The organism is Campylobacter sp. BCW_6877 (assembly GCF_001762445.1).
Taxonomy (GTDB): domain Bacteria; phylum Campylobacterota; class Campylobacteria; order Campylobacterales; family Campylobacteraceae; genus Campylobacter_D; species Campylobacter_D jejuni.
Window position 1 is genome coordinate 1 of the sequence record NZ_MJWW01000005.1, and the last position, 21,384, is coordinate 21,384.

The window sequence follows — 21,384 nt, forward strand, 5'->3', positions numbered from 1 at the left end:
GTATAACCCTTTAACAATCCCATCGCTTTATTAATGAGATTATGAGAAATAAGGGAAGCGAAGCGGAGTAACTATATTACTTTGCAATATACATTTAATAAAATAATGCTATATTTTATCTTTATATTTTTTTAAGCTTATAAGTTAAGTTTATTTTAATATTTATATTCTCTCTTAATCTAGAAAATATATTTTTAAATTAAAAGAAACTTAAATATTATTTTTCTTTATTTTTTTTCAGCTAAATTTTTTTAATTAATTTTTGCTTAAATCTTGCATTTTGTTATAATTCAATTATAATTTTTTATTTAAGTTTATTTTTATAATTGATTAAGCTTTAATCGAAAGCTTAAAAAAATAAAAACTTTCAAATTTGCGTTTTAAAAGCTTTTTTGTTTCATTAATAAAAAAGTATTTGTTTTAATTGTTTTTTGTCATTTAAGCTTATTTATTCTTTGATTAAAGTTTTGATTTTTATTTATTTGATTTTATTTCAAAAGATGAAATTTATTTTTTAGTTTAAGGTTTAAAGAAAAAAAAGATTGAAACTTTTATTATAAGATATAGAAATAAAATTAAGCTTAAGAATTAGATTTTTCCATAGTTTGAAAGAAAAAAAATTAAGCTCAAGTTAATTTTTTTTAAGCTCAAGTTAATTTTTTGCTTATATAAAACTTAATCTTATAAATATCTTAATTTTATTAAAGTATGGTAAAATAGCGTTTTGTGTGTTTAAACTTAAATATTTTTTAATTTAAGGTTTGGTGATTTTTTGGCTTAAGTTTATTTTTTTCCTTAAAATTATAGTTCAATTATAATTTTTTTAATTAATGTTTGCTTAAATCTTGCATTTTGTTATAATTCAATTATAATTTTTTATTTAAGTTTATTTTTATATATAATACTATATAATACTATATAATATAATATAATATAATATAATATAATATAATATAATATAATATAATATTAATTATCTTTGGAATAAAAGGAGAAAAAATGAATGACAAAAGAAAAGTTAGGGAATTTCTGTCTTATGCGGAGAAATATCTGTCTTATGTGTTATTTTTTTGTATAGGTTCTTGTTTCGTTGCTTTAATGCTAAGTGCGGTCATTGATAGTGATTTTTACTCACTTTTTATTATTTTATTTTTAACAACTACGATCAGTCCTCTTATTTGTATCGGGTTGTTTACATTAATAGAAAAATTGATAAAAATAATAAAAAAAGAAAAACAATGAAAATTGCATAAAAAATAAGGTGAGAACAATAATGCTTGATTATGAAAAATTTCAAACAATGAGTAAAGAAGAATATTTTAAAAAATATAATGTCGGAATTAGGTTTTTGTTTGGGTGCGATCTCAATCAAAAAAATGAAACTGAGATGATAAGTCTTAGAGTTTTTTTGCCAAAGAAGCACTTTCAAGAATACAAAAACATTGATATTTTTAAAACAATGGACTTGTTTAAAGAAACGCTATTGTTTAAAGGATTAACAGAACAAAGCATTAAGATTGATTTTGAAAAAAGAGAATTTGTAATGCCTGATTTTTTTATTAAACACGATATAGAAATCATTCCTTATTTTACGCAAGGTGGCGAAAAAGAAGAAGAATTAAGCAAAGAGAAATTTTTTGAACTTTTAAAGCAAAACAAGATTAAAGAATTAAACTATTTATGCTTTTTATTTTTCGGCTCTTTTTGTAAAGAAGAGTATGAGTATTTTTATAATCAGGAGTTACTAAAATGAAAATATTAGATTTATTTAAAGTCAAGGCTTATTATTTTTGTAGTTATAAGGCAAATAAAGAGGATAAAATTATAACAGGCAGTTGTTTAGTAGATTATAGTAGATATTTTTGGAAAAAAACAGATTTTGAAGTTGTTTATCATCTTATTTCTAATCAAATAAAAAAAGATTTAAAAGCTACTGGTATTTATTTCACGCAATTTCATAAATTATAAATCGGAGAATTAAAATGAATTATGGAACATTAACAATTAAGCCAAAAGTTTTTGGGACAATTTATGTTATTTTGGTTTTTAGTTCTATGGATAAATAAATAATTATACAAAGGAGAAACAGTGAAATTAAAAGATTTTGATTTTAGGATTTGGGATGGTAAAAAATATTTAAAACAGAAAATATACAATGATAATATAAACAATAATGAGTATATTGCAGTTACAGGAAATGTTGATGATGAAAACTATGTTCTTACTATAGAACATAGTTGCGAAAGCAATTATTACGGTGGAGACTATGATGAATATTGTAAAGTTAAAGACTTTACATCATGTAATTATGAGATAGAATTATTTACAGGACTTTATGATAAAAATGGAAAAAAGATTTATGAAGGGGATATTATTAAATATGTTTATATATTTAAACATGAGCTTCTGGATAAAGGTATGATTAAAAAATTACCTAAAAAAGTAAGCATAGGTTGTATAGGAATTGATAATTTTCTTGGTTTTAGAATATTGAAAAATAAAGAACTTCAATGCTTTATGAAAGATATTGCAAATATCGAAATCATAGGTAATATACATGAAAATGCGGATTTATTAGAAGTTAAGGAGTAAAAATTTTATAATATAATATAATATAATACTATATAATACTATATAATATAAAACTTAAAGTAAGGAGAAAACAAAATGATTATTTCTATTGCAAATGAAAAAGGTGGAAGTGGAAAAACAACTATTGCAACTAATTTGGCTTTTAAATTGGCTTTTGAAGGTATAGATTTAATGTTAGTTGATGCTGATCCACAAAGAAGTGTTGAAACATTTATTGATTATAGGGTCAATAATGACTTGGAGTTGCCTTTTAGTTCTATGTCAAAAATAGGTAGTTCTTTAAGTCAAGAGGTTATTAAATTAAAAGAAAAATATGATAGTATTATTATTGATACTGGAGGGCGTGATAGTAAAGAAATGCGTCAAGCTTTTGTAGTAAGTGATTTAATTTTAATTCCAACTATTGCGAGTGGTTATGATTTAGCTGTTTTAAATAAAATGCTTGAGATCATTAAAGAAGCAAGTGTTATTAACGATAAATTAAAAGTTTTAATTTTTATTAATAGAGCTTCTCCAAATCCATTTTTGAAAGAAAAAATTAAAAATTTAAAAGAATATTTAAATGAGAAAGATATTCCTGATAATGTTAAAATAGCAGAAACTATAATTTTTGAAAGAGAAAGTTATAGAAATGCAGTTTATGATGGTTTGAGTGTTATAGAATTAAAAGAAAAAAATAAAGCTAAAGAAGAAATAGAAACTTTTTATAGTGAAATTTTAGAATATTGTAAAAATTAATTATAAGGAGATTAAAATGTCAAAAACAAATCCATTTAAAAAAATTGATTTTGTTGAAAAAGAAAAGAAAGAAAAAGATTTAAACGATAAATTAGAAAGAAAATTTATTGAAGAAGCTAGAGGTGAAACTAGTTATGAAGCTAAATTAAAAAAGAGTAAATTAATAATAATGGAATATAATTTATATAAGAGATTAATTAAATATATTTCCGAGAAAGGAAGCAGAGTTGAGTCCCAAAATTATGTTATTAATTTAGCTTTAGATGACTGGCTTACTAAAAAAGGTTTTTGAAAAAAAAGATAAATGTATAAGATTATATGGACTTGTCAAAATTGCTTATTTCAAAATAAACTTAAATCAATAAAAGCAGCTAAACAAACTAATCATATTTTAATAGATTTAAATTGTAATAATGAGATAATTTTGACATGCTATAAATGCAAGGCACAAAGTATTTTTAAAATTGATTTTCAATTAATTTCAATTGAAAAAGAAAATAAAATAGAATTTGAAGATAAAAGAATTAAAAGATTAAAAATTTTTAATAAAAATAGAGCTAGTAAAAATAAAAGAATTGTTTTTAATGCTCTTAATTCATTATTTAAAGAAAAATATTATTCAAATGGAAAAATAGATATTAAAACTTTATGTGATGATACTAATTTGAATTATCTAACTGTGGTTAAATATATAAAAGAATTTGAAAAAGAAAATGAAGAATTAAAAAATAAAAATGATATAGATTTGTGAATATCATAGTAACTTTAGAATGTAGGAAATTATTCTAAAGTTACTATTTCTTATTTTCATAATTAAACTTTTAGTTCTTTTAAAATTCTATAAGCTTCTTTAATAAATTGTCTTTTATTTATATATTGAGTTAATGGAATTTTTTTGTCGCTCATTCCCTCGTAAGTAACTTTTTTTCCTAAAGTAAGTAAAGAGCTTTCCGCTTGGGCTATAGCTCTGTGTAATTTTCCATTCGCAAATACCATCATCTCACCGTTATTCATGTTTGCAACTTCATTATGTTCGAAAGCAGGTTTTTCTTCAAAGTCATAAGAATCTTCTATGCTTCCTTCCCCTTTAGCAAATTCTCTTCTTTTTGTAAATTTTCTTTTCATAACTTTAATCTTATCTACCATTTTTTGATAAAACTCTGTGGTTTCTGGATGAAGAGTTTTCATAATAATATGCACTCCTGTTACATCTATAATTTCTTTTTTTTCATATTCAGCTTTTGCTATAACATCAATTTGTGCTAATGATTGAAATATTGGCATAATTGAAATACCTAGAGAACGAGATTTAGATTCTAGTCTTCCAAAACCTTCTATAGCGTAAGAGCCAAATTCATCACCAAAAAATGCAAATGGAATTTTTGGTTCTTTTGCAAATTTTGCTTTTTGAGCTGCAACGCCTTTAATTAATCCTAAAAACAATCTTCCAAGTTCTTTAGGAGTGGTATCAGAGTCCATAGTTGGTAAAGTTACAAAAATGATTTTGTTTCTTTGAGTTGCTTCCCATAAAGAAATATCAGGATTTGGAGCATTAAAAATTTTTCCATAATCAGAACTTAAATTTGTTAAAACATTTCTCCATGCTCCAACACAAACGCTTACATCATAAACTCCTTGTCCCGAGTTTTGTGGATTAATTTTTTTATACATTTCATCTATCCAGTTTTTATCGTTTTTATCACCATTTAAAAAATCATTAATATCAACTTCAATTGTTGTTGAAACATATTTCACATAATCCATTAAACCTATATTGTTTTTTGCTAAATCTTTATATTCTATAGCGTATTTTAGTAAGCTAGCTAAACTCATCATATTTGTTAAAGCTGAAAAATCAAAAATAAAATCTTTTTCATTATCTCTTTTATAAACCATAAGTTTTAAAACATTTTTCATAAATTCTTTTTGTTTTTCTTTCCATTCATTCTCTTCGCCAATTAGTAAAGCTATTAAAATTTCGTATATAGCTAAAGCTCCTCCACTTAATAACGGATTAATAGTATGAGTATTATCCATGTCTAATAAATTTAAATGAACAAAATCATCTTCTCTACCCAAACTTGCTACAAGTCCATAAATTTCTTTTGCAAATTCAACCGTTCCTTTTCCATCTATTATAAAACATCCGCCACCTAGTTTCACATATTGTTCTATAAGCCCTTTCATCAAAACCGATTTTCCTGCACCAATAGTAGCCATAACCAAAAAGTGTCTTTTCATTGTTTCGGCATTAATTAATAAAGGACGAATTTTATTATTTTTCTTTTTTCCGCTTTTAACAGCATCGCCATAAAATTTTTTTACTTCAGTTCCTAAAGAAATAAGATAATCTTTATTTTTTTCATTTGGTATAATAGCTTCTTTTTCATCTTTTTCTTCTTCGCACATTGATAAATTTACTGCAATAAAAGCTGTTAAAATGGAAACGATAATAACAAAAACAAGAATATTAGAATTATTTTTATAAAAAGACATAATTATTAAAAATATTATATTTAAATAAACTAAGCTATTTAAAAATAAAATAAAATCATTATTTTTTCTCAAATATTCCAATATATTCATTCTTTGTGGTTTTATATGCTGAACTCGAGCGTCAATATATTCCATTTTTACCTCATTTCATTTTGTTTTTTAAATTCAAATATTTTTCTATTTATTTCTAATAAATCATTACTTAAAATTTTATTGTTTTTTTCAATTATATTAATCTGAGTTATTATTGTGTTTTTGTTTGTTTCGATACTTTTTTGTAATATTTTTAATACTTCTTCTTGTTTTGATAATCTTGTGATAATATAATTTTTATAATCATTATAAGAAGAATTAATTTGTGATGAACAAACACAAGCGTTAAGTGTTTGACTTAGAATATATAAAATAATAAAAAATCTAATAATCATTTTTTAACCTTTGTATATTGTCTTATCGCTGTCATTTTCTAAAGCATAGCTTTCATCGAAAATTTTATCATTTGTAGGATTATCATTATGCTCTCCTTTTAAATATTCCTTAATTCTATTTTTATGTTCTAAATACTTATAATAAATTACAGCACCTTTTCTTTTGATACAATTTAAATGAACTAGATCAACAGCTCCTAAAAATTCAATTTCTTTTTCATTTTTAGCTAAAATATCTAAATTTGCTACTCCTATATTAAATCTTGAAGTATAATTTTCCCATAAATCTAATAGAAAGAATTCCAAACAATTATTATTTTCTTTTAATTTATTTTCATAATTAATATTAATTTCTTGTTGTTTAATAAAATTTTGTGCTTTTTTGAAAATAATATTATGAATTTTATAATTCTCAATTTCATTTAAATTTTCAATTTTTGTTAATTCCATATTTTTATAATTTATAAAAAATTCAGGAACTATATAACCGTTTTTCATTAGTTTTTTTGAATTTTCATTGACTGATACTTCAATTCTATCTCTTTTTATTATTCTTCTATTTTTATAAAATTCATCAATCATTTTAGAGTTAACCTCATCAAAATATCTCTGCTGGTTTGCTATAATATCAAGTCCTTTAACTTTAATTCTTTTTTTAATATATTTAAGCATTAAAATTAAAAATGGTATTAAAATTAAATAGTATAAACTTTTTTCAGGTTTTGAATCATCAGCAATAAAAAATGTAAAACATATAAATGAAACCAAACCAATTACATAAGAAAAATTTTCATAGATAAATTGATTTAAAATATCTGTTTTTGACTTTTTATAAAATATAAAAGCTAATATAATAAAAAAAATAGATACTATCATTTCTTATCTTCCTGTTCGTTTTCTTTTTTAATATCATCAGGATTTGTTGTAAAAATTTTCATTTCATTTTCTGGAATATCAAATTTCATGTGGAAAATTCCTTTTGAATACCAAAAGCACATTTCATGTTCTTCTGTATTTGTTAATGCTATTTCTACATTTTTTGGAATATCAAAATTTTCTTTAGCTTCATTAATTGCTTCTAATTTTTTCAAAGGAGATAGCATAAAAATTCTTGTATCTAAATTTTTTAATATTCTTTTTGGAATATGATCAGCATCTTGAACGATAAAACATAAATGAACGCCGTATTTTCTAGATTCAAACGCTATCTTTTCAAACATAGTTGTAAAATAATTTACTCTAAAATAATTTCTAGCTTCTTCTATAGCATAAAAAATTTTAGGAAAGTCTAATCCTTGGTTTTTTCTTGATAGTGCATACTCTCTATCTTTTAAATAAGTTTTTTGGAATATAGATAAAAATATTGGAGTGAATAAAGAACTTTCTTTAAAATTATTTAAATCCATGGATAAAAAATCAACATCACTAATATCAATTTTATCAAAATCAGAAAAAATTTCTAATTTATCTATACCATCTAATTTTCTAGCTAAATTTAAATAATCTTGTCTCTCATTTTCTTTAATTTGTTGATTTTGTCCTTCTTTATTTGCAAATTTAATTACATCTATTAGTAAAGGAGTTTTTAGAAAATTAAATTCTTTTTCTTTAATATCTTGCAAAAAAGTAGATTCCAAATAATTTAAATTAATTAATTTTTCATAAACTTCTTTATTTTTATCCTTTAAGTCTCTAACTCTATATCTTTGATATTGTTTTGTATGATATATTTTTCTTATAATTGATTTAAAATTTCCACTTTCATTGCTTGTTAATGGTTCTGAATTTTGCGTTTCTAGAATAATAGAAACCAAATCTGTATTAAATGTTAAATCAGCTTCGAATAATTCTTTATTTTCAAAATCGATAAAGCCAACTAGATTGTAAGAAAAGTCATAAAAATTTGAAGCGATATGTGCTATATTATTATCAGGATTTAGCTTTATTAATCTAATTAATTTTTCATCAGAAAAGCCTATATCATAACTTCTAATTCTTACATTAACTCCATTTTTTCCCAAATTGGAACATTTTCCATTTTCAAAATTTAAACCTATCATTTGAGAGATAATTTTTTGTTTAGCCACAGATTTTCCTGCACCTGATTTAGCAATAATACAAGAGTGCGGGTTGAAGTTTTCTTCTTGAAAAGCAAAATTAACAAAAGCTCCATTTTTATCAATTCCGTAAATATCAGGCGTATTAGTTTGTTTTTTGTGAGTAGAAGCTATAAAATTATGCAAAAAGCTATCTTTAACAATAAAATCAAATTCACTATCTCTAAATTTTAAAGGTGTTTTTTGAAGATGAGAACTTTTATACGATTCTTTGGAAATAAATGAAGTTTTTAAATAACTTCCTAAAGAGCCTATAATTTCACTATCATACTTTTTTAAATAAGCTATTGCGTTAACAACAACTAAATTATATTCTTTGTTTTCATAAGATTTTTTTAATTCTACAAAAGGTTTTTTATCTCCTAGCAATTTAGAATAATTGATTAATTTATCAATATGTTTTTCAATTTGCAAAGTTGAAATATCAAAATAAAACCAAATAGATCCTTCAAAATTTAATTTAAATATTTTTTCTATACTAGCTTGATTTATGTCTAAGTGTCTAAAACCTTGAAAAATTTCAATATCATTATAATTTTTTCTTATAGCTTGTTTTGCTAATCTTTTAAAAATCATAAATTCAGGTTCGCTTAACTCCGTGTTTTTTTGTATAGTTAATGCTGTTTTAAGTTTTTTATCTTCTTCATAAAAATTATTTTGCAAATATTGATTATAAATAATATTGCATAATTCAACTCCACTTAATAAATTAACGCCAAAATATGAAGCTAGAATTTTTATTAAAGTTTTGTTGTATGATAGAATATATTGTTTTTGAAATTTTTCTTGTTTTTGCAAAACATAATAAAAAAAAGCATCGTTATTTTCTTTCAAATTTGAAATTAAAGAATCAATTTCATTGGAATTTATATAATTTGGTAAAGTTGAATAAGAAGAGATTTCAATTCCGAAAAGTTCGGAATAAGGAGTATTGCATAAAATAGAATTTTCTTTAATAGAGTCAATTAACAATAAAGAATTACTGTGATATTCGTTAAATAAAGTATATAATGGTGTTGCTAATTTATCAAAAAAGCAAGAGCTTATATTTGTATTTGGATCTTTCTTTTTAAATCCAAAATAAGTTCCAGCTAATGCTAATCCACTTAAAGCTAATAATGTAATATTCATGAAATTTCCTTATTAATAAATATTATCTTAAATATAATTTTTTATTATATTTAAGATAATATTTAGCCAAAATCTTTAAGATAATGACTTAAAAATCTTTTATAATAATCATAGTTTTTTCCCAATTTATTCCCTTTGTTATAGCATTCAATGGTATTTTTTACATTTTTAAATTTGTTTTTGCATTGATACAAAATATCAACGGCTTTAGAGATATTGTAATCAAGATTAAAAATATAGTCTAATTCCTGTAAGGTAAAATTTTGAGAATTAATTTGCATTAAGCCAACATCTATTTTATAACCTTTTTGTATAAAGAATATGGCTATTTTTTTTAAAGTATTAATATCAGAATTAATTTGGATTAAATATTTATTTTTATAATTAAGATTTTTAATTTTAATATTTTTTCCTATGATATTAACTTTTTTATCACTTACAAATGCTATAACATTTGTATTAAAATTACTTTCAATCTTTGCTATAGTATAAAGTATTTTTTTATCAATATTATATTTTAAAGCATTATATTTTAAAGCGTTTGCTATTTCTTTTGAATTAATATTGCAAAAAGATAAACTAAAAGTTAAAAACATTAAAATTATTATTTTCATTTTTTTATCTTTTTAATTTGATTTACAATATTTTTATTTTCATTTTTGTTTTCATAATATTCTTTAACCTTAGGATTTTTAAATTCCATTGCTTTATTAAGATTTCTATCAGAATAAAAGGTTATAATTGCTTCATCAGAGGGGGATAGTGGCGGGATGAGACCCTCCCCTTTGATTTTATCTGTTGCAATTCTAAAACGCACTCCATTATTATTTTGCCACTCATATACTTTTCCACCTCTACCATCATCAAAAGGCTCTTTGAATACTTTTAAATATTCTCTTATAGAATTACCTAAATTTAAAAGTTCATCTAGGGTAATTTCTCCTTCACTTCCCTTTTCTAAATGAAATTTAATGTGTTTTGCACCTTTGCCTTTATCTCTTTTTATATTATGAAAACCCTTAATATAATGAATTATATAATCTATAACAGCATTTTCTATGAGTTCTAAATCTGTATTTATAAGAGTTGAATTTTTATTATTAAAACTTACATTATAAATACCTCTTATTTCTTGCTTAAGTTTTTGAGTCCTATTTTTAAGTTGTTCTAGCTTTTTTTTCACAATATATCCTAAAAAAGTTGAGCAAAAATATTAAATTTAAAACATATAAACAATAAAAGTCCAAAAGATAACATAGACATTAAAAACGATAAATTGACTATTATAGAATTTTGTTTAACATTAGAATAAACTGGTTTTGTTTTGCCTCCCAACTCTCTTCTTAATTCTTCAATTATTTCGTGTTGTTTTTTAGCAAAATCTTCTTGTAATAAAGATTTTAGAAAATTTGTATAATTATTACCAGAATTTTCTTCACTTTGTTCGATTACTTCTTCGATGATCTCGCTAGTTTCATTAATGTGATTAATCATTTCATTATTTAAAGTATTCATCGTTTTCGTTGAATTGCTTTTTAATATTGATAAATGCTGTGCATTAACCACTGTATCTTCTCTTAATTCCTTAACTTCTTTTTGTAAAGTTAAAACTAGATGAACTAGTTTGTCGCTTAATTCTTTATTTTTTAAAGTCATTTCATCATTCATTTTATCTCCTTTAAATATTTGAAGAATTTGATTTTATAAGTGGATAAATTTTTAAACTTTCTATTCTTAAACCATAAGGATTAATATCATTAGATTTACTTAAATCAAAACTTCCTTCACTAACAATTTTAAATATTCCTTGTTGTTGAGTATAAGCTCCTTGGCTTATAATCCAACTTTGTGCAATAACTTTAATAGATAATTCAATCTTATATTTGTTTCCATTGTATTCATATTTATCCAAAGAATAATCTTTTATTGAAATATATTCTGGAAGTTTATCTTCTGCAACCGCTGAAATAAGCCATTGTGTATAAGCGATTAAATCGCCTAAAGCTTTTTTATTAACTTTTATATTTTTTGCATCATCTGCTTTTGAATCAATATAATAATAAAAAATATTTCTAAGGGTAGGAACGCCTTTTAAAACTTCACCATAATTTTTAAAACTATTTTTTTCAAAATTATTAGTAAGTTGAGATTTTGAAACAATGAAGTTATTTACATAGACTGAAATTGCATATTGTTTTAAATATTCTGCTCTTAAAGGCTCTTTCGTAACCTTTAAGGCTCTCCCATCACTAGTTGTTAGAACTACTTTTCCATTATTATCTTCGACAACTTTTTCAAGTTTTTCCATTCTTGAGCTTATATTTGAAACTTCATAAGCGACTATAAGTAACGATAAACCTATAAATAAACCTACATACTTCCAATTTTTTCCAAAAAATTGTTCGCATTTAAAATTAAGATTTTCTTCTTTTCTTATTTCTTTTTTTGAATGATTATTTTTTTCTTTATTGTTTTCCATTGTCATTTTACTCTTCTTTATTTGAATTATCCGAATTTGCATCTTGAATGATTTTATCAATTTCAGCTTTTGCACCTTGTTCATCAAATTTTTGTGCTAAAATTACTTCTTTGTCTGCTAAAAGCTTTGCGATTTCATATTTTTTTTGCCATTTTTCTTCAATTTGAGATATAGTTTCAATTTCAATTGCTTGTTGCTTTCTAATTTTGGCAATCATTTCTGGTCTTAAATCTCTTCTGATACCATTAACATATTCTTGAGTAGGAATAGCTATCTTTTCATATTTTCTAGCTGATAAAGCTTGTCCTATTTCAATATTTTTTGCAAGGTCGAATTGTTTTTTGTTTTGTTGAACTAGATTTTTAGCTAAATCTTCATTGTTTTCATTGTCTTTTCCATTTTGAATTTTACTTCTAACGAGAGAACTTATATCACTTGGACTAGTATCTTTTAATATTTTTTTATAATTTTTAACGCTTTCACTAATTCCTTTTTTATATTCTTCTAAATTTGCAGGAGCTTGCAAATCTTCAATTTTAATTTCAGATGGATCAGTTTTAGCACCATTACTTTTTGCATAATCCATAAATAAATTTACTACTTCTTGATTTCCTTGTTTTAAATATTCTAAAACTTGATTTTCTGGAGAATTTTTATTTGTTATTGAATTTATATCCCATGTTCGTAAATAAGTTTTCATATCTTGTCCATTAGGTAGTTTAGACAAAAATTGTTTAGTTTCATCATCAGCATTTAAACTCGCATACTCTGCAAAATCACTAACTTGTTTTGAAGCATAATCAGAAAATTTTTTAACTTTTGCATTACAAAAAGCATTAGCTCCACTTAAACCAATTTGTTTTCCGCCTTCTCCGCCTATTAAAGAACAAGAGTCTATTTTTAACTTATCAATTGCACTAGCAATTTTACAAATATCAAAATCTGTATCAAAATCAATTTTTGTATCAAAACAAGTTTCAGAGAGAGATAAAGAATTTGAAAAAATATTATCAAATTTTTTATCAAGTTTCCCAAGAACATTATCAACTACATCATCTAATGAAACGGCATTAAGATTTATTATTGCTAATAAGCTAAAAACTAAAAAATATTTTTTCATTTTATCTCCTTTATTTTTTATTTTTTTCTAAATAGTCAAGTATTAAATAGCGAATAACTTTTTCTTTATCTGTAGTATTGTATTTTTCTACCATTTCTGTATTATTCATAGCCATTACATTTTTTTGTATTTGTTCAAAAGCTGTAAAATTATCTTTTAATTCAAAATAAGCCCAACCAATTAAAACAATAAAAAAAACACTTAAAACAAAAAATATTTTTAATAATAATTTAATTGTTTTCATTTCATATCGCTTTATTTACAAATTTGAAATTCTTCACAAAAATTTTGTTTTTCTGTATTTGTAAAAAATAAAACTTGATAAGATGTTCCTTCGTCAGAAAAAACAACATTAGCTTTTTTCAAAATATCTAAATTTCTTGAGTTTTTTTCAACTGATAAAGTTTTTTTATTTGCAAGTTGTGATACTTTTTGTGGCATTTTATTTATATTAGAATCTCTATAAGATAATTGAACACTATTTTTTTCATTTATATTTAATTCTAAATTTTGATTAATATTAGGTTTTATTTGCGGAATAGAAGCGTATTTAGCAAAAAGTTCATCTATATTAATTTCTTTTTCAATTTTTGAAGGTAAAACTCTAAGTTTCACTAAACCATTATCATCAATTTCTTGCCAAACTTGCGGATAGGTAAGATTTTGATTTTTTATAAGATATTTTCCGATTTCATAAGCTTTCAGTTCGTTTTGATAATTTTTCAACATATCCTTAGCCGCTAAAAATGCTTCTTTAACTCCTTGCTCATAACCACTGCTAAAACCATTTTCATAGCCTCTTTGATAGAAAAAATCTTCTGTGCTAGTATTTTGAGCATAAAGGCTATTTGAAATTCCAAATAAAATAAATAGACAAATTTTTAATTTATGATTTGATTTCATTTTACATATTCTCCTTTTTTATTTACTTTTAAATCAATCCATATTTTTGTTTTTGGAACAATTTGATACAAATAAGGTAAGTCTTCTTTTGCTATGTCAGCAAAAGCTTTAACAGCACTTGCAGTTACATTAACAGCTCCTTTAATTAAATAGTCCAAAGGATCTGGTTTTTCAGTATTTGTATTTTGAATAGCTTGCGGATAAACATTTCCTTGCCCATCAGAAATATTTACATAACTGATGTTTTGTTTTTTCTTGCTTTCTTCTAAAGCTCTTAAATATTCATTAGTTGAATTTTTAACTTCATCACTTCCAAGACTTAAAGCTCCATATCCAACTTTTGCTAACATTCTATCATTAACAAAAGTAGCTATATTGTATGAAGTCTTTTTTTCATTTGTTACAATAGAGCTTTTTACTTCAAATCTTACTCCGTTTTTTTCTATATATTTTGGATCAACTACCAAAGAAGCTTTTTCATTCAAATTGATTAAATTTCCAAACATTACTATTGAGCCAACATTTGTTTGACAATCAAGACGAAGGCTTGCTGGTTGTTTTCCAACATTAATTTCATCTTTTATAAAGCAATAGCCTTTAACAACGGCTAATTCTTCAGGGTTAGTTATATTGGTATCTTTAACTAGATTTTCTTCTTTAATATTTGCGACTAAAATGTTTTCTCCAGTTTTGCCAATAATTTCTACGCCTCTTGGATTTTGAGCTTGAAAATAACGATTCCAATTTAATATAGTTTCACTATAATATTTTTTATTGCTATTTTTATTAATATTTATAGGGTCTAAAGATTTTTCTGTAATAACTTTTCTTCCTTCGCTTGCACTTTGTATAATGCTTTGTGATTCTTTTGAAGCAAAAAGACTTAATGGCAATAAAAACAATAAAATATAATTTTTTTTAATCATTAAAATACCTCATGCCTGTTTTATAAATATTTTGTTCATTTTCCTTTTTTTCTTTATAATTAAAAAAATCCTTTAATGCTAAATTAAAGTCTTCTAAAATTTGCGGATCAATTTTTACTTCTTTGTTTGATGTTTCACTTGGTAAAAAGTATTTTTTATCATTTGGAATATCATTTGTTTGAACCTTTGAACTGCAAGCTATAAAAGAATAAGCACAAAATAAATTACATATTACAACAATTATTTTTTTCATTTTTAGCCTTTTTATTTTTAATAGTAATATCTTTTATAGAAAAATAAATATTTTCACCTACAATTTTTACAAATTTTTCACCTGAATTTGTTGTAATATTTTTTTCAATTTCATATTCTTTTCCACTTTTAACAAACCCTTTTTCTATATAATTTTTACTATCTTTTTCACTGCCTCCTAAGCTATAATAAGACATAGCTTTGGTATTATTAAGAGTAAAAATTTCGTATGATTTTTTAGGAATGCTTTTTGGCTTATTAGAACTTTTAATTTGTTTAATAGGAATTTTTTCAATAATTTTCGTTTCAATAATAACACCTGATGCTTTAGCTTCATCAAGTAATTTTTCATAAAATCTTTTATAAAGATAAGGATAAGTAATAATTTCTTTTATATTTTTTTGAATTTTAAAATCTTTTGCATTAAGTTTAAATTTTGAAATTAAAGATTTAATTTTTTCTCTAGCATCTATTTCTCTTTCAAATTCTCCAAAAGTAATAAATTCTTTTGTTAAATGACTTTCATATCCTTCTCGTGATGAAATTACTTGTAAAAATAGTGCTTCATTTAATGGAATGTTTTCAATATTATAAACAATTAAATAAGGTTTATTGATTTCAATTTTCTTATAAGAAAAACCATCAATTTGAGCTTGAAATTTTAAAGCTTCTAAACCAGCTTCAAAGCCATCTTTAAAATTTTTATCATTTGGTTCATAAAAAGCGTAAGAAGTTGAAGATAAAATTAAAAAGCTAAAAGCTAAAAAAGATTTTTTTATATTTGATATTTTCATTATAAAGTCCTTTTAATATTTGTTTGATTTAATAATAAAGTTTTATCGTAACTTAGTATTGAGTTAAAATTTTGTTTTTTAGCAATTTCTAAAAAATCAAATCCGAGATTATGTTCATTAATTACATCATAAATAGCATCTATTTCTTTTTGCAACTTTTGAACTTTTCTTATAGCATTGTTTAATTCTAAAGCTAAATTTGTTAAAACCATTGCAGTTGCAATTTCATTATTCATTTTTATCTCCTAAAAATCTTAGATTATAGCTATAATCCAAATTTTCATCTCTAAAGCGAATGAAGTTATTATTAATATCTTCAATTAAATACCAGTCTAAAAATTTATCTCCAATTTGATATTCTTTTAGATCATATTTAAAAGTTTTGTCTAATAAGGTAATATCTTTTTGAATTTCTTTTAAATAAACAACCATATCTTTAGGTTTTTGAGTTTTGCTAATTTTTTTAATAGCTTCTTCTTGTTTCATTGCTTCAAAAGAAATATCTGAGATGTCAGGAATTTCTTCTTCTTTTTTAGAAACATTTTTATTTGTAATATTTAAATCTTTTTTGTCTTCAAGGACAAAAGGGTTATTTAGTTTGGGTGGGTTTTGATTTTGAATTTCTTTAGCAGGTTCTTTAAATTCATAAGTTGAATTTTTTTCTACATTTTGTGCTTGAGTAGGTGTTTCAATGCTTTTAGCTTCAAATTCATTGGTTTTTTTATTTGGATTAGTAACTATTAAAAAAATAAATAATAAAACGAAAAATATACCAATAATAGTTATTATTGATTTTGTTTTATTTTTTTCATAGTAATTTTTAATATTATCTATGTTAATTTTTTTCATTTTTATTTCCTTTCAAATTTCAATCTTCATTTAATGTAAAATGGAATTGATTATTTCTAATAATTCCATGTTCTTTTATTTCTTCAAATATTGTTTTGTTTTTATAAAATTTAAAATTTTCTAAAATTCCTTTATTTTTTTCTTCTAAATTTTGAACATGATTGCAAATTACTAGAATGCAAGCTTTTAATTGTTCATATTCTTCATTTGTTTTTTTTATTTTTAACTCCATAATTTCATTTTTCATTTTTAACTCCATAATTTCATTTTCTAAAAAATTTAATCTTTCATTTTGCATATATATATTCCTTGTCTATTTATATATAGTGTTATTATCTACTCTATATTTTTTTCCTTGAATAAATATATTTCCATATTTTTCATCTTCTACAATCCGATAAGAAATATCATTAATTTGTATATAGGAATATTTTCTTTTTGGAAGAGAATTATATTCTTTAATATAAGCCTGAATAACCTCTAAATCATCTAATTTTTCTAAATTGGAATAAGAATAAATAAGATTTAATTTATCCATTTCTTCATTTTTTTCATAAAAAGTTGCTAAAATATTTAAAATGTGATTAACATCTTTTAATTTATAAAGAATAGTTAAATTAGCTATTTTAAAATCTGCATTAGGGCGAATTAAAATTGCATTATTTTCATATTTTAAAACTGCCATAGGAGAGCTAGAATCTACATGGCTAACTATACTACCTTGTGGCAATAAAAGAGTAAAAGTAAAATAAGGGTGTAAACTAATACTATCCATGCTCGATAAAGGTCTAATTACAGGTTTATAGTTTATTTCTTTTTGTGAAAATCTATCAAAAGCTTCTTTAATTTCTTGATCTTTTTTCTGTATAGAATCAATTTCTTTAGGATTTAAATTTAAATAAAATTCATTCGCTTTTAAATCATCATATCCATCGGACTTATTTTGAGTTTGTAACTCGTTTGGAGTAGGTGCAATAAAATTTTTTGGTTCTAGTTCATCCTTAGAAAATGCAAAACTTTGCAAAAGCAATGTAAAAAAACATATTTTTTTAAAATTTGTCATTAAATATCCTTGATTTGATTTTTCATTATCATAAAATGAGAAATTATTTTATTTTCTTTATTATAAATTGAAAAAATTCTGTATTTAAAATCAATGTAAATAAGCAAAAAAATGCTAAATAAAATAAAATATTTAAAAGTATAAGGCATTAAAAAAAAGTCATTAATATAAAAAGATATTAAAATTCCAATTATAAATAAAAAAATAATTAATACTTTTCTTAGTAAATTTTCTAAAAAATTAATTGATAAAAGTAAAATAAAAGATAGTATATAGGCAATAATATTTCTGGTATTAAAATAAAAATCATATTGATTAAAAACAAAATAAAAAATAATAAATATAGGTGCATATTTTAAAATTAAAAAAAGATAAAAATTAAAAGGTTTAAAGGCAAATTGATTATTTAGTTCTAAATTTTTATATATAAAATCACTAAAATTAATTTTACATTTTAGTGATTTGTTAAAACTCCAAAAGAAGTAAGGAAATTTTGTAGTTCTAATATTTAAAAGCTTTTCCATTATTCTAATCCTTCTTTTGAAATTTGGTTAGATTGTAAAGAAATATTTTGTTTTAATAAAAACAATATTTCTTTATTTTTAAGATTTTTTTCGCGAGTTAAAGCAATTTTTTCATCAAGCTCTTTATTATTTTTTTCAATAGATGTTAAGAGATCTTGATATTTTTCTTTCACTATTTTTAACTCATTATTTACTTTATCAAAAGCAGTTTTTAAATCATTTTTTGTTTGCTCTTTACCATTTTGAACATTTTGATTGCAAGGGACATAATAGCATTTAGCAAAAGAATTTGTAGTAAGCAATACAATTGATATAAAAATTGCTTTTTTTACCATTTAACGCTTCTCCAAAAATCATATATTTTGTTAGCTAGTTCGTTAAAATCTCCATATAATGCACGAGAAATTAGCATTACTATAACCGCGTATACAAAAAATCCAGCTATTGCACAACCAGCTAAAATTACAAATAATTTAAAAGTTGATTGATCCTGTTCTGCTTTTTTGGATTGAAATTTATATCCCAAAGCTACACCAACTATCATAGCAACGAGAGGCAAAACCACAGAAAAACCCCAAGACATAATAGCACCTAAAATAGTTTTTCCACCTTCACTTGCACTTCCAATAGCTTCAGCAGCTTCTGCAAATTCATCAGCTGCATTTAAATGAATAGCAAAGAAAAGTGCCATTAAAAACATAATCTGTTTAGTATTTTTAGTATTAAAATTTTTTAAATACTTCATTTGAAATCCTTTATTTTTCAATTGTTTTTAAATATTATCCGCAATTTTACAAAAAAACAAAATTTGAAAAATAAAAGATTTCTGAAACTAGAACAAAATTTCCCACTTTAAGAAAACTTTTATTTTTTTTATTTATTTTTTTAATACAATCACAAGAAAATAATAAATAAGGATAAATTCAATGATTGAAATTAATGCAAAAGAGCCAGAAATTTTAGATAAAGAAACAATTTTAAAAGGGAAAAAAATTGCAAATGGTTTAATATCTAGATTCAAAGAATATAAAAGTAAAGCAGATAATGCAACTTATATTTTAAAGCAAAATAGAATAGATATTAATGATAATGACGCTTATGTTGAAAAAGGCTTTTTTGCATTTTTAGCAGATTTGTTGCAAATTAAAAAAATGAATTTAGATTCTGATAATTTAATTTCGGAACTTTGGAAGAATGAAAAATTATCAAGAGAAAGTTTAGCCAATCACTTAAAAGAAGAATTAAATAAATATTCTAATTTAGAAAAAGAAGTTTTAAAAGAAAAGGGTTTAGAAAATGTTAATTTTGAAAAAATAGCTAAGAATTTAGAAAATGAAAAAATTATAAATTTAACTTCTCAAATTTTAGAGAATAAAATAAAAGATTTTAAAAAAGAAAATCCAAATATAGAAAATATTGCTAATATTGAAAATGATTCAAAAATAAAAGAAATTAAACCTAATGATGTTATAAAAGCTTTCAATTCTTCAAATGAAAAAGAATTAACAAAAGAAAAAATTAATATAGCAAAAAATATTATTACTAAAAGATAAAGTATGAAAAAAATAATTTTATTTTTTTTATTTTTGTTTATTTCTAATTCTTATGCTGGAGTTTGGAGTTCTATGTCTAAAAGTGGATTTAATGAAGCCTATACAGAACTTAATGATTTTGTAAAAAATCAAAATTCTTATATTGAAAAATTTTGGAATGAAGAAATTAAACCAATTATAGATAAAATTGCAAAAAATGAAAAAGAAAAAGAAAAGAAATTAAAAATTTTAAGAGAATTAGAGAAAAATAACTTAATAACCGATAAAAAAATTGAATTCTTATTAAATCAAAAAAAAGAATTATTAAGCAATGAAGCAAATATTATTTCAAAATAATAAATTATATTATTATTGTAATATAATTTTATAATTAAAGTATAATTTTTTAATTATAGAAAATAATGTGTATAGATTTGCAAAAATAAGGAACATAATGAAGCAAATATTATTTCAAAATAATAAATTATATATTCAATTTTATATTTTTTTAATAAAATTATATTACAATAATAATATAATTTTTAGTTTTAAAGGTTAAAAATTGATGAAAGATTTAAATGTTTTAGCAACGAAAGATCATTATTATATTGATAAAAAAACAGATATGGAAACTTCACGGCATAGTGTTGTTGCTCAAAAATTTACAAATAGAGAGCAATTTGTTAAATTTTTTGCAGAAAATTTATTCGTTTTAAATAATTTAAGTGGCAATGAAATGAAATTTTTTATTAATTGTTTAAGTTTTATGAATTATCAAAATACTATAATTATTAATAGTGATTTTAGAAAAGATCTTTCTAAATTATTAGATATTAGTCTTCCAGCAATTTCAAATCATTTAAAAACTTTGATAGAGAAAGAAATACTAATACATTTAAATCCAAAGGATTTAAATGAGTCCGAAAAACAATATTTTAAATTAACAGATAGACAAACTAAAATGTATCTTATCAATCCTAAAGTAGTTGGAAAAGGAAGTTTTAGAGATTTAAAAGAAATGCGTCAAATTTTAATTAGAAGATTTAATTTTGATGATTTAAGATTTGAACAAGAAATTATTGATGAAAGAGAATATAATACAAATTTCGATAAAACAAAAAAATATCAAGTCGCGGATATTATTAAAAGTAAAAATGATAATAGCGAGAATACTACTATTATTATAGATGAAAAGAAAGAAGCTATAGATAATAACAATAATGAAAATAATGCTATTTTATCTTTATCTGCTGAGCTTAAAACAACTTTAAATGAGATAAAAAAAGATTATATTAGACAAATTCAAGGAATTGAAAAAATCGTTAATAAAGTTCAAGATCAGCTTATTGAAAATAATCAAATAGAAGAATATAAAGATTTAAAAACTATATATAATGGATTGTCAAATGTTAAATAACAATAACCTTCTTATCGGGGGGG

At 22.7% G+C, this 21,384-nt stretch carries 30 protein-coding genes; 10 read left to right on the top strand and 20 right to left on the bottom strand.

Translation table 11 applies throughout. The features are described from left to right. Positions 1–999 precede the first annotated feature (999 nt). From AJ936_RS00050 to AJ936_RS00080, 7 genes are all read left to right on the top strand, one after another. Entirely contained in the window at positions 1,000–1,242 is a 243-nt protein-coding gene (locus tag AJ936_RS00050; protein WP_070273886.1) for a hypothetical protein, read from the top strand. A gap of 31 nt (positions 1,243–1,273) precedes the next feature. Further along, positions 1,274–1,753 carry a hypothetical protein gene (locus AJ936_RS00055; RefSeq protein WP_070273887.1) on the top strand — a complete coding sequence of 160 codons (480 nt, stop codon included), beginning with the start codon at positions 1,274–1,276 and terminating at the stop codon, positions 1,751–1,753. Then, a complete protein-coding gene (locus AJ936_RS00060; RefSeq protein ID WP_070273888.1) occupies positions 1,750–1,968 on the top strand; it encodes a hypothetical protein in 219 nt (72 codons plus the stop codon). Before AJ936_RS00055 ends, AJ936_RS00060 begins: the two co-directional genes overlap by 4 nt. Positions 1,969–2,088: 120 nt before the next feature. Further along, a complete protein-coding gene (locus AJ936_RS00065) occupies positions 2,089–2,592 on the top strand; it encodes a YopX family protein (protein ID WP_070273889.1) in 504 nt (167 codons plus the stop codon). A gap of 75 nt (positions 2,593–2,667) precedes the next feature. After that, entirely contained in the window at positions 2,668–3,330 is a 663-nt protein-coding gene (locus AJ936_RS00070; RefSeq protein ID WP_070273890.1) for an AAA family ATPase, read from the top strand. Between the two features lie 16 nt (positions 3,331–3,346). Next, complete coding sequence (locus AJ936_RS00075) at positions 3,347–3,622, top strand: hypothetical protein (protein ID WP_070273891.1); 276 nt, start codon at positions 3,347–3,349, stop codon at positions 3,620–3,622. 132 nt (positions 3,623–3,754) lie between these two features. Continuing rightward, the gene (locus AJ936_RS00080) at positions 3,755–4,081 is read left to right on the top strand and encodes a hypothetical protein (protein WP_126221500.1); all 327 of its coding nucleotides are present in this window, start codon (positions 3,755–3,757) and stop codon (positions 4,079–4,081) included. Between the two features lie 62 nt (positions 4,082–4,143). Here AJ936_RS00080 and AJ936_RS00085 read toward each other — a convergent pair whose 3' ends face one another. From AJ936_RS00085 to AJ936_RS00185, 20 genes are all read right to left on the bottom strand, one after another. Beyond that, positions 4,144–5,961: a type IV secretory system conjugative DNA transfer family protein gene (locus AJ936_RS00085; RefSeq protein ID WP_070273893.1), complete on the bottom strand. Its 1,818-nt coding sequence runs from the start codon at positions 5,959–5,961 to the stop codon at positions 4,144–4,146. 2 nt (positions 5,962–5,963) lie between these two features. Further along, on the bottom strand, positions 5,964–6,254 hold the full coding sequence (locus tag AJ936_RS00090; protein WP_070273894.1) for a hypothetical protein: 291 nt from the start codon (positions 6,252–6,254) through the stop codon (positions 5,964–5,966). Positions 6,255–6,257: 3 nt separating this feature from the next. Further along, entirely contained in the window at positions 6,258–7,130 is an 873-nt protein-coding gene (locus AJ936_RS00095) for a hypothetical protein (protein ID WP_070273895.1), read from the bottom strand. After that, the gene (locus AJ936_RS00100) at positions 7,127–9,502 is read right to left on the bottom strand and encodes an ATP-binding protein (protein ID WP_070273896.1); all 2,376 of its coding nucleotides are present in this window, start codon (positions 9,500–9,502) and stop codon (positions 7,127–7,129) included. The genes AJ936_RS00095 and AJ936_RS00100 overlap by 4 nt, the downstream gene beginning before the upstream one ends. 62 nt (positions 9,503–9,564) lie before the next feature. After that, positions 9,565–10,116 (bottom strand): transglycosylase SLT domain-containing protein, encoded by a 552-nt coding sequence (locus AJ936_RS00105; RefSeq protein ID WP_070273897.1) that lies wholly within the window; start codon positions 10,114–10,116, stop codon positions 9,565–9,567. Continuing rightward, positions 10,113–10,685, bottom strand: coding sequence for a hypothetical protein (locus tag AJ936_RS00110; RefSeq protein WP_079861687.1), 573 nt, complete (start codon positions 10,683–10,685; stop codon positions 10,113–10,115). Before AJ936_RS00110 ends, AJ936_RS00105 begins: the two co-directional genes overlap by 4 nt. An 8-nt stretch (positions 10,686–10,693) precedes the next feature. After that, positions 10,694–11,170, bottom strand: a complete 477-nt coding sequence (locus AJ936_RS00115; protein ID WP_070273898.1) for a hypothetical protein — start codon at positions 11,168–11,170, stop codon at positions 10,694–10,696. A 10-nt stretch (positions 11,171–11,180) separates the two neighbouring features. Further along, positions 11,181–11,987: a hypothetical protein gene (locus tag AJ936_RS00120; protein WP_126231988.1), complete on the bottom strand. Its 807-nt coding sequence runs from the start codon at positions 11,985–11,987 to the stop codon at positions 11,181–11,183. Position 11,988: 1 nt separating this feature from the next. Beyond that, positions 11,989–13,101: a hypothetical protein gene (locus tag AJ936_RS00125; RefSeq protein WP_070273900.1), complete on the bottom strand. Its 1,113-nt coding sequence runs from the start codon at positions 13,099–13,101 to the stop codon at positions 11,989–11,991. Positions 13,102–13,111: 10 nt separating this feature from the next. Beyond that, complete coding sequence (locus tag AJ936_RS00130; RefSeq protein WP_070273901.1) at positions 13,112–13,345, bottom strand: hypothetical protein; 234 nt, start codon at positions 13,343–13,345, stop codon at positions 13,112–13,114. An 11-nt stretch (positions 13,346–13,356) separates the two neighbouring features. Beyond that, positions 13,357–14,004, bottom strand: coding sequence for a hypothetical protein (locus AJ936_RS00135; RefSeq protein WP_070273902.1), 648 nt, complete (start codon positions 14,002–14,004; stop codon positions 13,357–13,359). Beyond that, positions 14,001–14,930: a hypothetical protein gene (locus AJ936_RS00140; protein WP_070273903.1), complete on the bottom strand. Its 930-nt coding sequence runs from the start codon at positions 14,928–14,930 to the stop codon at positions 14,001–14,003. Before AJ936_RS00140 ends, AJ936_RS00135 begins: the two co-directional genes overlap by 4 nt. After that, on the bottom strand, positions 14,923–15,183 hold the full coding sequence (locus AJ936_RS00145) for a hypothetical protein (protein ID WP_070273904.1): 261 nt from the start codon (positions 15,181–15,183) through the stop codon (positions 14,923–14,925). Before AJ936_RS00145 ends, AJ936_RS00140 begins: the two co-directional genes overlap by 8 nt. Beyond that, positions 15,155–15,976 (bottom strand): hypothetical protein, encoded by an 822-nt coding sequence (locus tag AJ936_RS00150; RefSeq protein WP_070273905.1) that lies wholly within the window; start codon positions 15,974–15,976, stop codon positions 15,155–15,157. The genes AJ936_RS00145 and AJ936_RS00150 overlap by 29 nt, the downstream gene beginning before the upstream one ends. Beyond that, positions 15,976–16,212 carry a hypothetical protein gene (locus AJ936_RS00155; RefSeq protein WP_070273906.1) on the bottom strand — a complete coding sequence of 79 codons (237 nt, stop codon included), beginning with the start codon at positions 16,210–16,212 and terminating at the stop codon, positions 15,976–15,978. Before AJ936_RS00155 ends, AJ936_RS00150 begins: the two co-directional genes overlap by 1 nt. Further along, entirely contained in the window at positions 16,205–16,825 is a 621-nt protein-coding gene (locus AJ936_RS00160) for a hypothetical protein (protein WP_070273907.1), read from the bottom strand. Before AJ936_RS00160 ends, AJ936_RS00155 begins: the two co-directional genes overlap by 8 nt. 19 nt (positions 16,826–16,844) lie before the next feature. Further along, complete coding sequence (locus tag AJ936_RS00165) at positions 16,845–17,123, bottom strand: hypothetical protein (RefSeq protein WP_070273908.1); 279 nt, start codon at positions 17,121–17,123, stop codon at positions 16,845–16,847. Between the two features lie 15 nt (positions 17,124–17,138). After that, the gene (locus tag AJ936_RS00170; protein ID WP_070273909.1) at positions 17,139–17,888 is read right to left on the bottom strand and encodes a hypothetical protein; all 750 of its coding nucleotides are present in this window, start codon (positions 17,886–17,888) and stop codon (positions 17,139–17,141) included. Between the two features lie 523 nt (positions 17,889–18,411). After that, on the bottom strand, positions 18,412–18,747 hold the full coding sequence (locus AJ936_RS00180) for a hypothetical protein (protein ID WP_070273911.1): 336 nt from the start codon (positions 18,745–18,747) through the stop codon (positions 18,412–18,414). After that, the gene (locus AJ936_RS00185; RefSeq protein ID WP_070273912.1) at positions 18,741–19,157 is read right to left on the bottom strand and encodes a hypothetical protein; all 417 of its coding nucleotides are present in this window, start codon (positions 19,155–19,157) and stop codon (positions 18,741–18,743) included. The genes AJ936_RS00180 and AJ936_RS00185 overlap by 7 nt, the downstream gene beginning before the upstream one ends. 181 nt (positions 19,158–19,338) lie before the next feature. Between AJ936_RS00185 and AJ936_RS00190 the strand changes: the two genes are divergently transcribed. The 3 genes from AJ936_RS00190 to AJ936_RS00200 all read left to right on the top strand — a co-directional run bounded on the left by AJ936_RS00190 (position 19,339) and on the right by AJ936_RS00200 (position 21,361). After that, positions 19,339–19,965 (top strand): hypothetical protein, encoded by a 627-nt coding sequence (locus AJ936_RS00190; protein ID WP_070273913.1) that lies wholly within the window; start codon positions 19,339–19,341, stop codon positions 19,963–19,965. Positions 19,966–19,968: 3 nt separating this feature from the next. After that, positions 19,969–20,301 (top strand): hypothetical protein, encoded by a 333-nt coding sequence (locus AJ936_RS00195; protein ID WP_070273914.1) that lies wholly within the window; start codon positions 19,969–19,971, stop codon positions 20,299–20,301. A gap of 205 nt (positions 20,302–20,506) precedes the next feature. Continuing rightward, entirely contained in the window at positions 20,507–21,361 is an 855-nt protein-coding gene (locus AJ936_RS00200; protein ID WP_148123991.1) for a hypothetical protein, read from the top strand. The last annotated feature ends 23 nt before the right edge of the window (positions 21,362–21,384 follow it).

What these genes read in the sequence shown, in the direction of transcription:
- AJ936_RS00085 (WP_070273893.1), bottom strand. Translation starts at nt 5,961, where the DNA reads ATGGAATATATTGACGCTCGAGTTCAGCATATAAAACCACAAAGAATG.
- AJ936_RS00050 (WP_070273886.1), top strand. Translation starts at nt 1,000, where the DNA reads ATGAATGACAAAAGAAAAGTTAGGGAATTTCTGTCTTATGCGGAGAAA.
- AJ936_RS00055 (WP_070273887.1), top strand. Translation starts at nt 1,274, where the DNA reads ATGCTTGATTATGAAAAATTTCAAACAATGAGTAAAGAAGAATATTTT.
- AJ936_RS00165 (WP_070273908.1), bottom strand. Translation starts at nt 17,123, where the DNA reads ATGCAAAATGAAAGATTAAATTTTTTAGAAAATGAAATTATGGAGTTA.
- AJ936_RS00105 (WP_070273897.1), bottom strand. Translation starts at nt 10,116, where the DNA reads ATGAAAATAATAATTTTAATGTTTTTAACTTTTAGTTTATCTTTTTGC.
- AJ936_RS00135 (WP_070273902.1), bottom strand. Translation starts at nt 14,004, where the DNA reads ATGAAATCAAATCATAAATTAAAAATTTGTCTATTTATTTTATTTGGA.
- AJ936_RS00100 (WP_070273896.1), bottom strand. Translation starts at nt 9,502, where the DNA reads ATGAATATTACATTATTAGCTTTAAGTGGATTAGCATTAGCTGGAACT.
- AJ936_RS00115 (WP_070273898.1), bottom strand. Translation starts at nt 11,170, where the DNA reads ATGAATGATGAAATGACTTTAAAAAATAAAGAATTAAGCGACAAACTA.
- AJ936_RS00060 (WP_070273888.1), top strand. Translation starts at nt 1,750, where the DNA reads ATGAAAATATTAGATTTATTTAAAGTCAAGGCTTATTATTTTTGTAGT.
- AJ936_RS00120 (WP_126231988.1), bottom strand. Translation starts at nt 11,987, where the DNA reads ATGACAATGGAAAACAATAAAGAAAAAAATAATCATTCAAAAAAAGAA.
- AJ936_RS00155 (WP_070273906.1), bottom strand. Translation starts at nt 16,212, where the DNA reads ATGAATAATGAAATTGCAACTGCAATGGTTTTAACAAATTTAGCTTTA.
- AJ936_RS00185 (WP_070273912.1), bottom strand. Translation starts at nt 19,157, where the DNA reads ATGAAGTATTTAAAAAATTTTAATACTAAAAATACTAAACAGATTATG.
- AJ936_RS00150 (WP_070273905.1), bottom strand. Translation starts at nt 15,976, where the DNA reads ATGAAAATATCAAATATAAAAAAATCTTTTTTAGCTTTTAGCTTTTTA.
- AJ936_RS00140 (WP_070273903.1), bottom strand. Translation starts at nt 14,930, where the DNA reads ATGATTAAAAAAAATTATATTTTATTGTTTTTATTGCCATTAAGTCTT.
- AJ936_RS00195 (WP_070273914.1), top strand. Translation starts at nt 19,969, where the DNA reads ATGAAAAAAATAATTTTATTTTTTTTATTTTTGTTTATTTCTAATTCT.
- AJ936_RS00125 (WP_070273900.1), bottom strand. Translation starts at nt 13,101, where the DNA reads ATGAAAAAATATTTTTTAGTTTTTAGCTTATTAGCAATAATAAATCTT.
- AJ936_RS00070 (WP_070273890.1), top strand. Translation starts at nt 2,668, where the DNA reads ATGATTATTTCTATTGCAAATGAAAAAGGTGGAAGTGGAAAAACAACT.
- AJ936_RS00180 (WP_070273911.1), bottom strand. Translation starts at nt 18,747, where the DNA reads ATGGTAAAAAAAGCAATTTTTATATCAATTGTATTGCTTACTACAAAT.
- AJ936_RS00160 (WP_070273907.1), bottom strand. Translation starts at nt 16,825, where the DNA reads ATGAAAAAAATTAACATAGATAATATTAAAAATTACTATGAAAAAAAT.
- AJ936_RS00130 (WP_070273901.1), bottom strand. Translation starts at nt 13,345, where the DNA reads ATGAAAACAATTAAATTATTATTAAAAATATTTTTTGTTTTAAGTGTT.
- AJ936_RS00095 (WP_070273895.1), bottom strand. Translation starts at nt 7,130, where the DNA reads ATGATAGTATCTATTTTTTTTATTATATTAGCTTTTATATTTTATAAA.
- AJ936_RS00090 (WP_070273894.1), bottom strand. Translation starts at nt 6,254, where the DNA reads ATGATTATTAGATTTTTTATTATTTTATATATTCTAAGTCAAACACTT.
- AJ936_RS00170 (WP_070273909.1), bottom strand. Translation starts at nt 17,888, where the DNA reads ATGACAAATTTTAAAAAAATATGTTTTTTTACATTGCTTTTGCAAAGT.
- AJ936_RS00075 (WP_070273891.1), top strand. Translation starts at nt 3,347, where the DNA reads ATGTCAAAAACAAATCCATTTAAAAAAATTGATTTTGTTGAAAAAGAA.
- AJ936_RS00190 (WP_070273913.1), top strand. Translation starts at nt 19,339, where the DNA reads ATGATTGAAATTAATGCAAAAGAGCCAGAAATTTTAGATAAAGAAACA.
- AJ936_RS00145 (WP_070273904.1), bottom strand. Translation starts at nt 15,183, where the DNA reads ATGAAAAAAATAATTGTTGTAATATGTAATTTATTTTGTGCTTATTCT.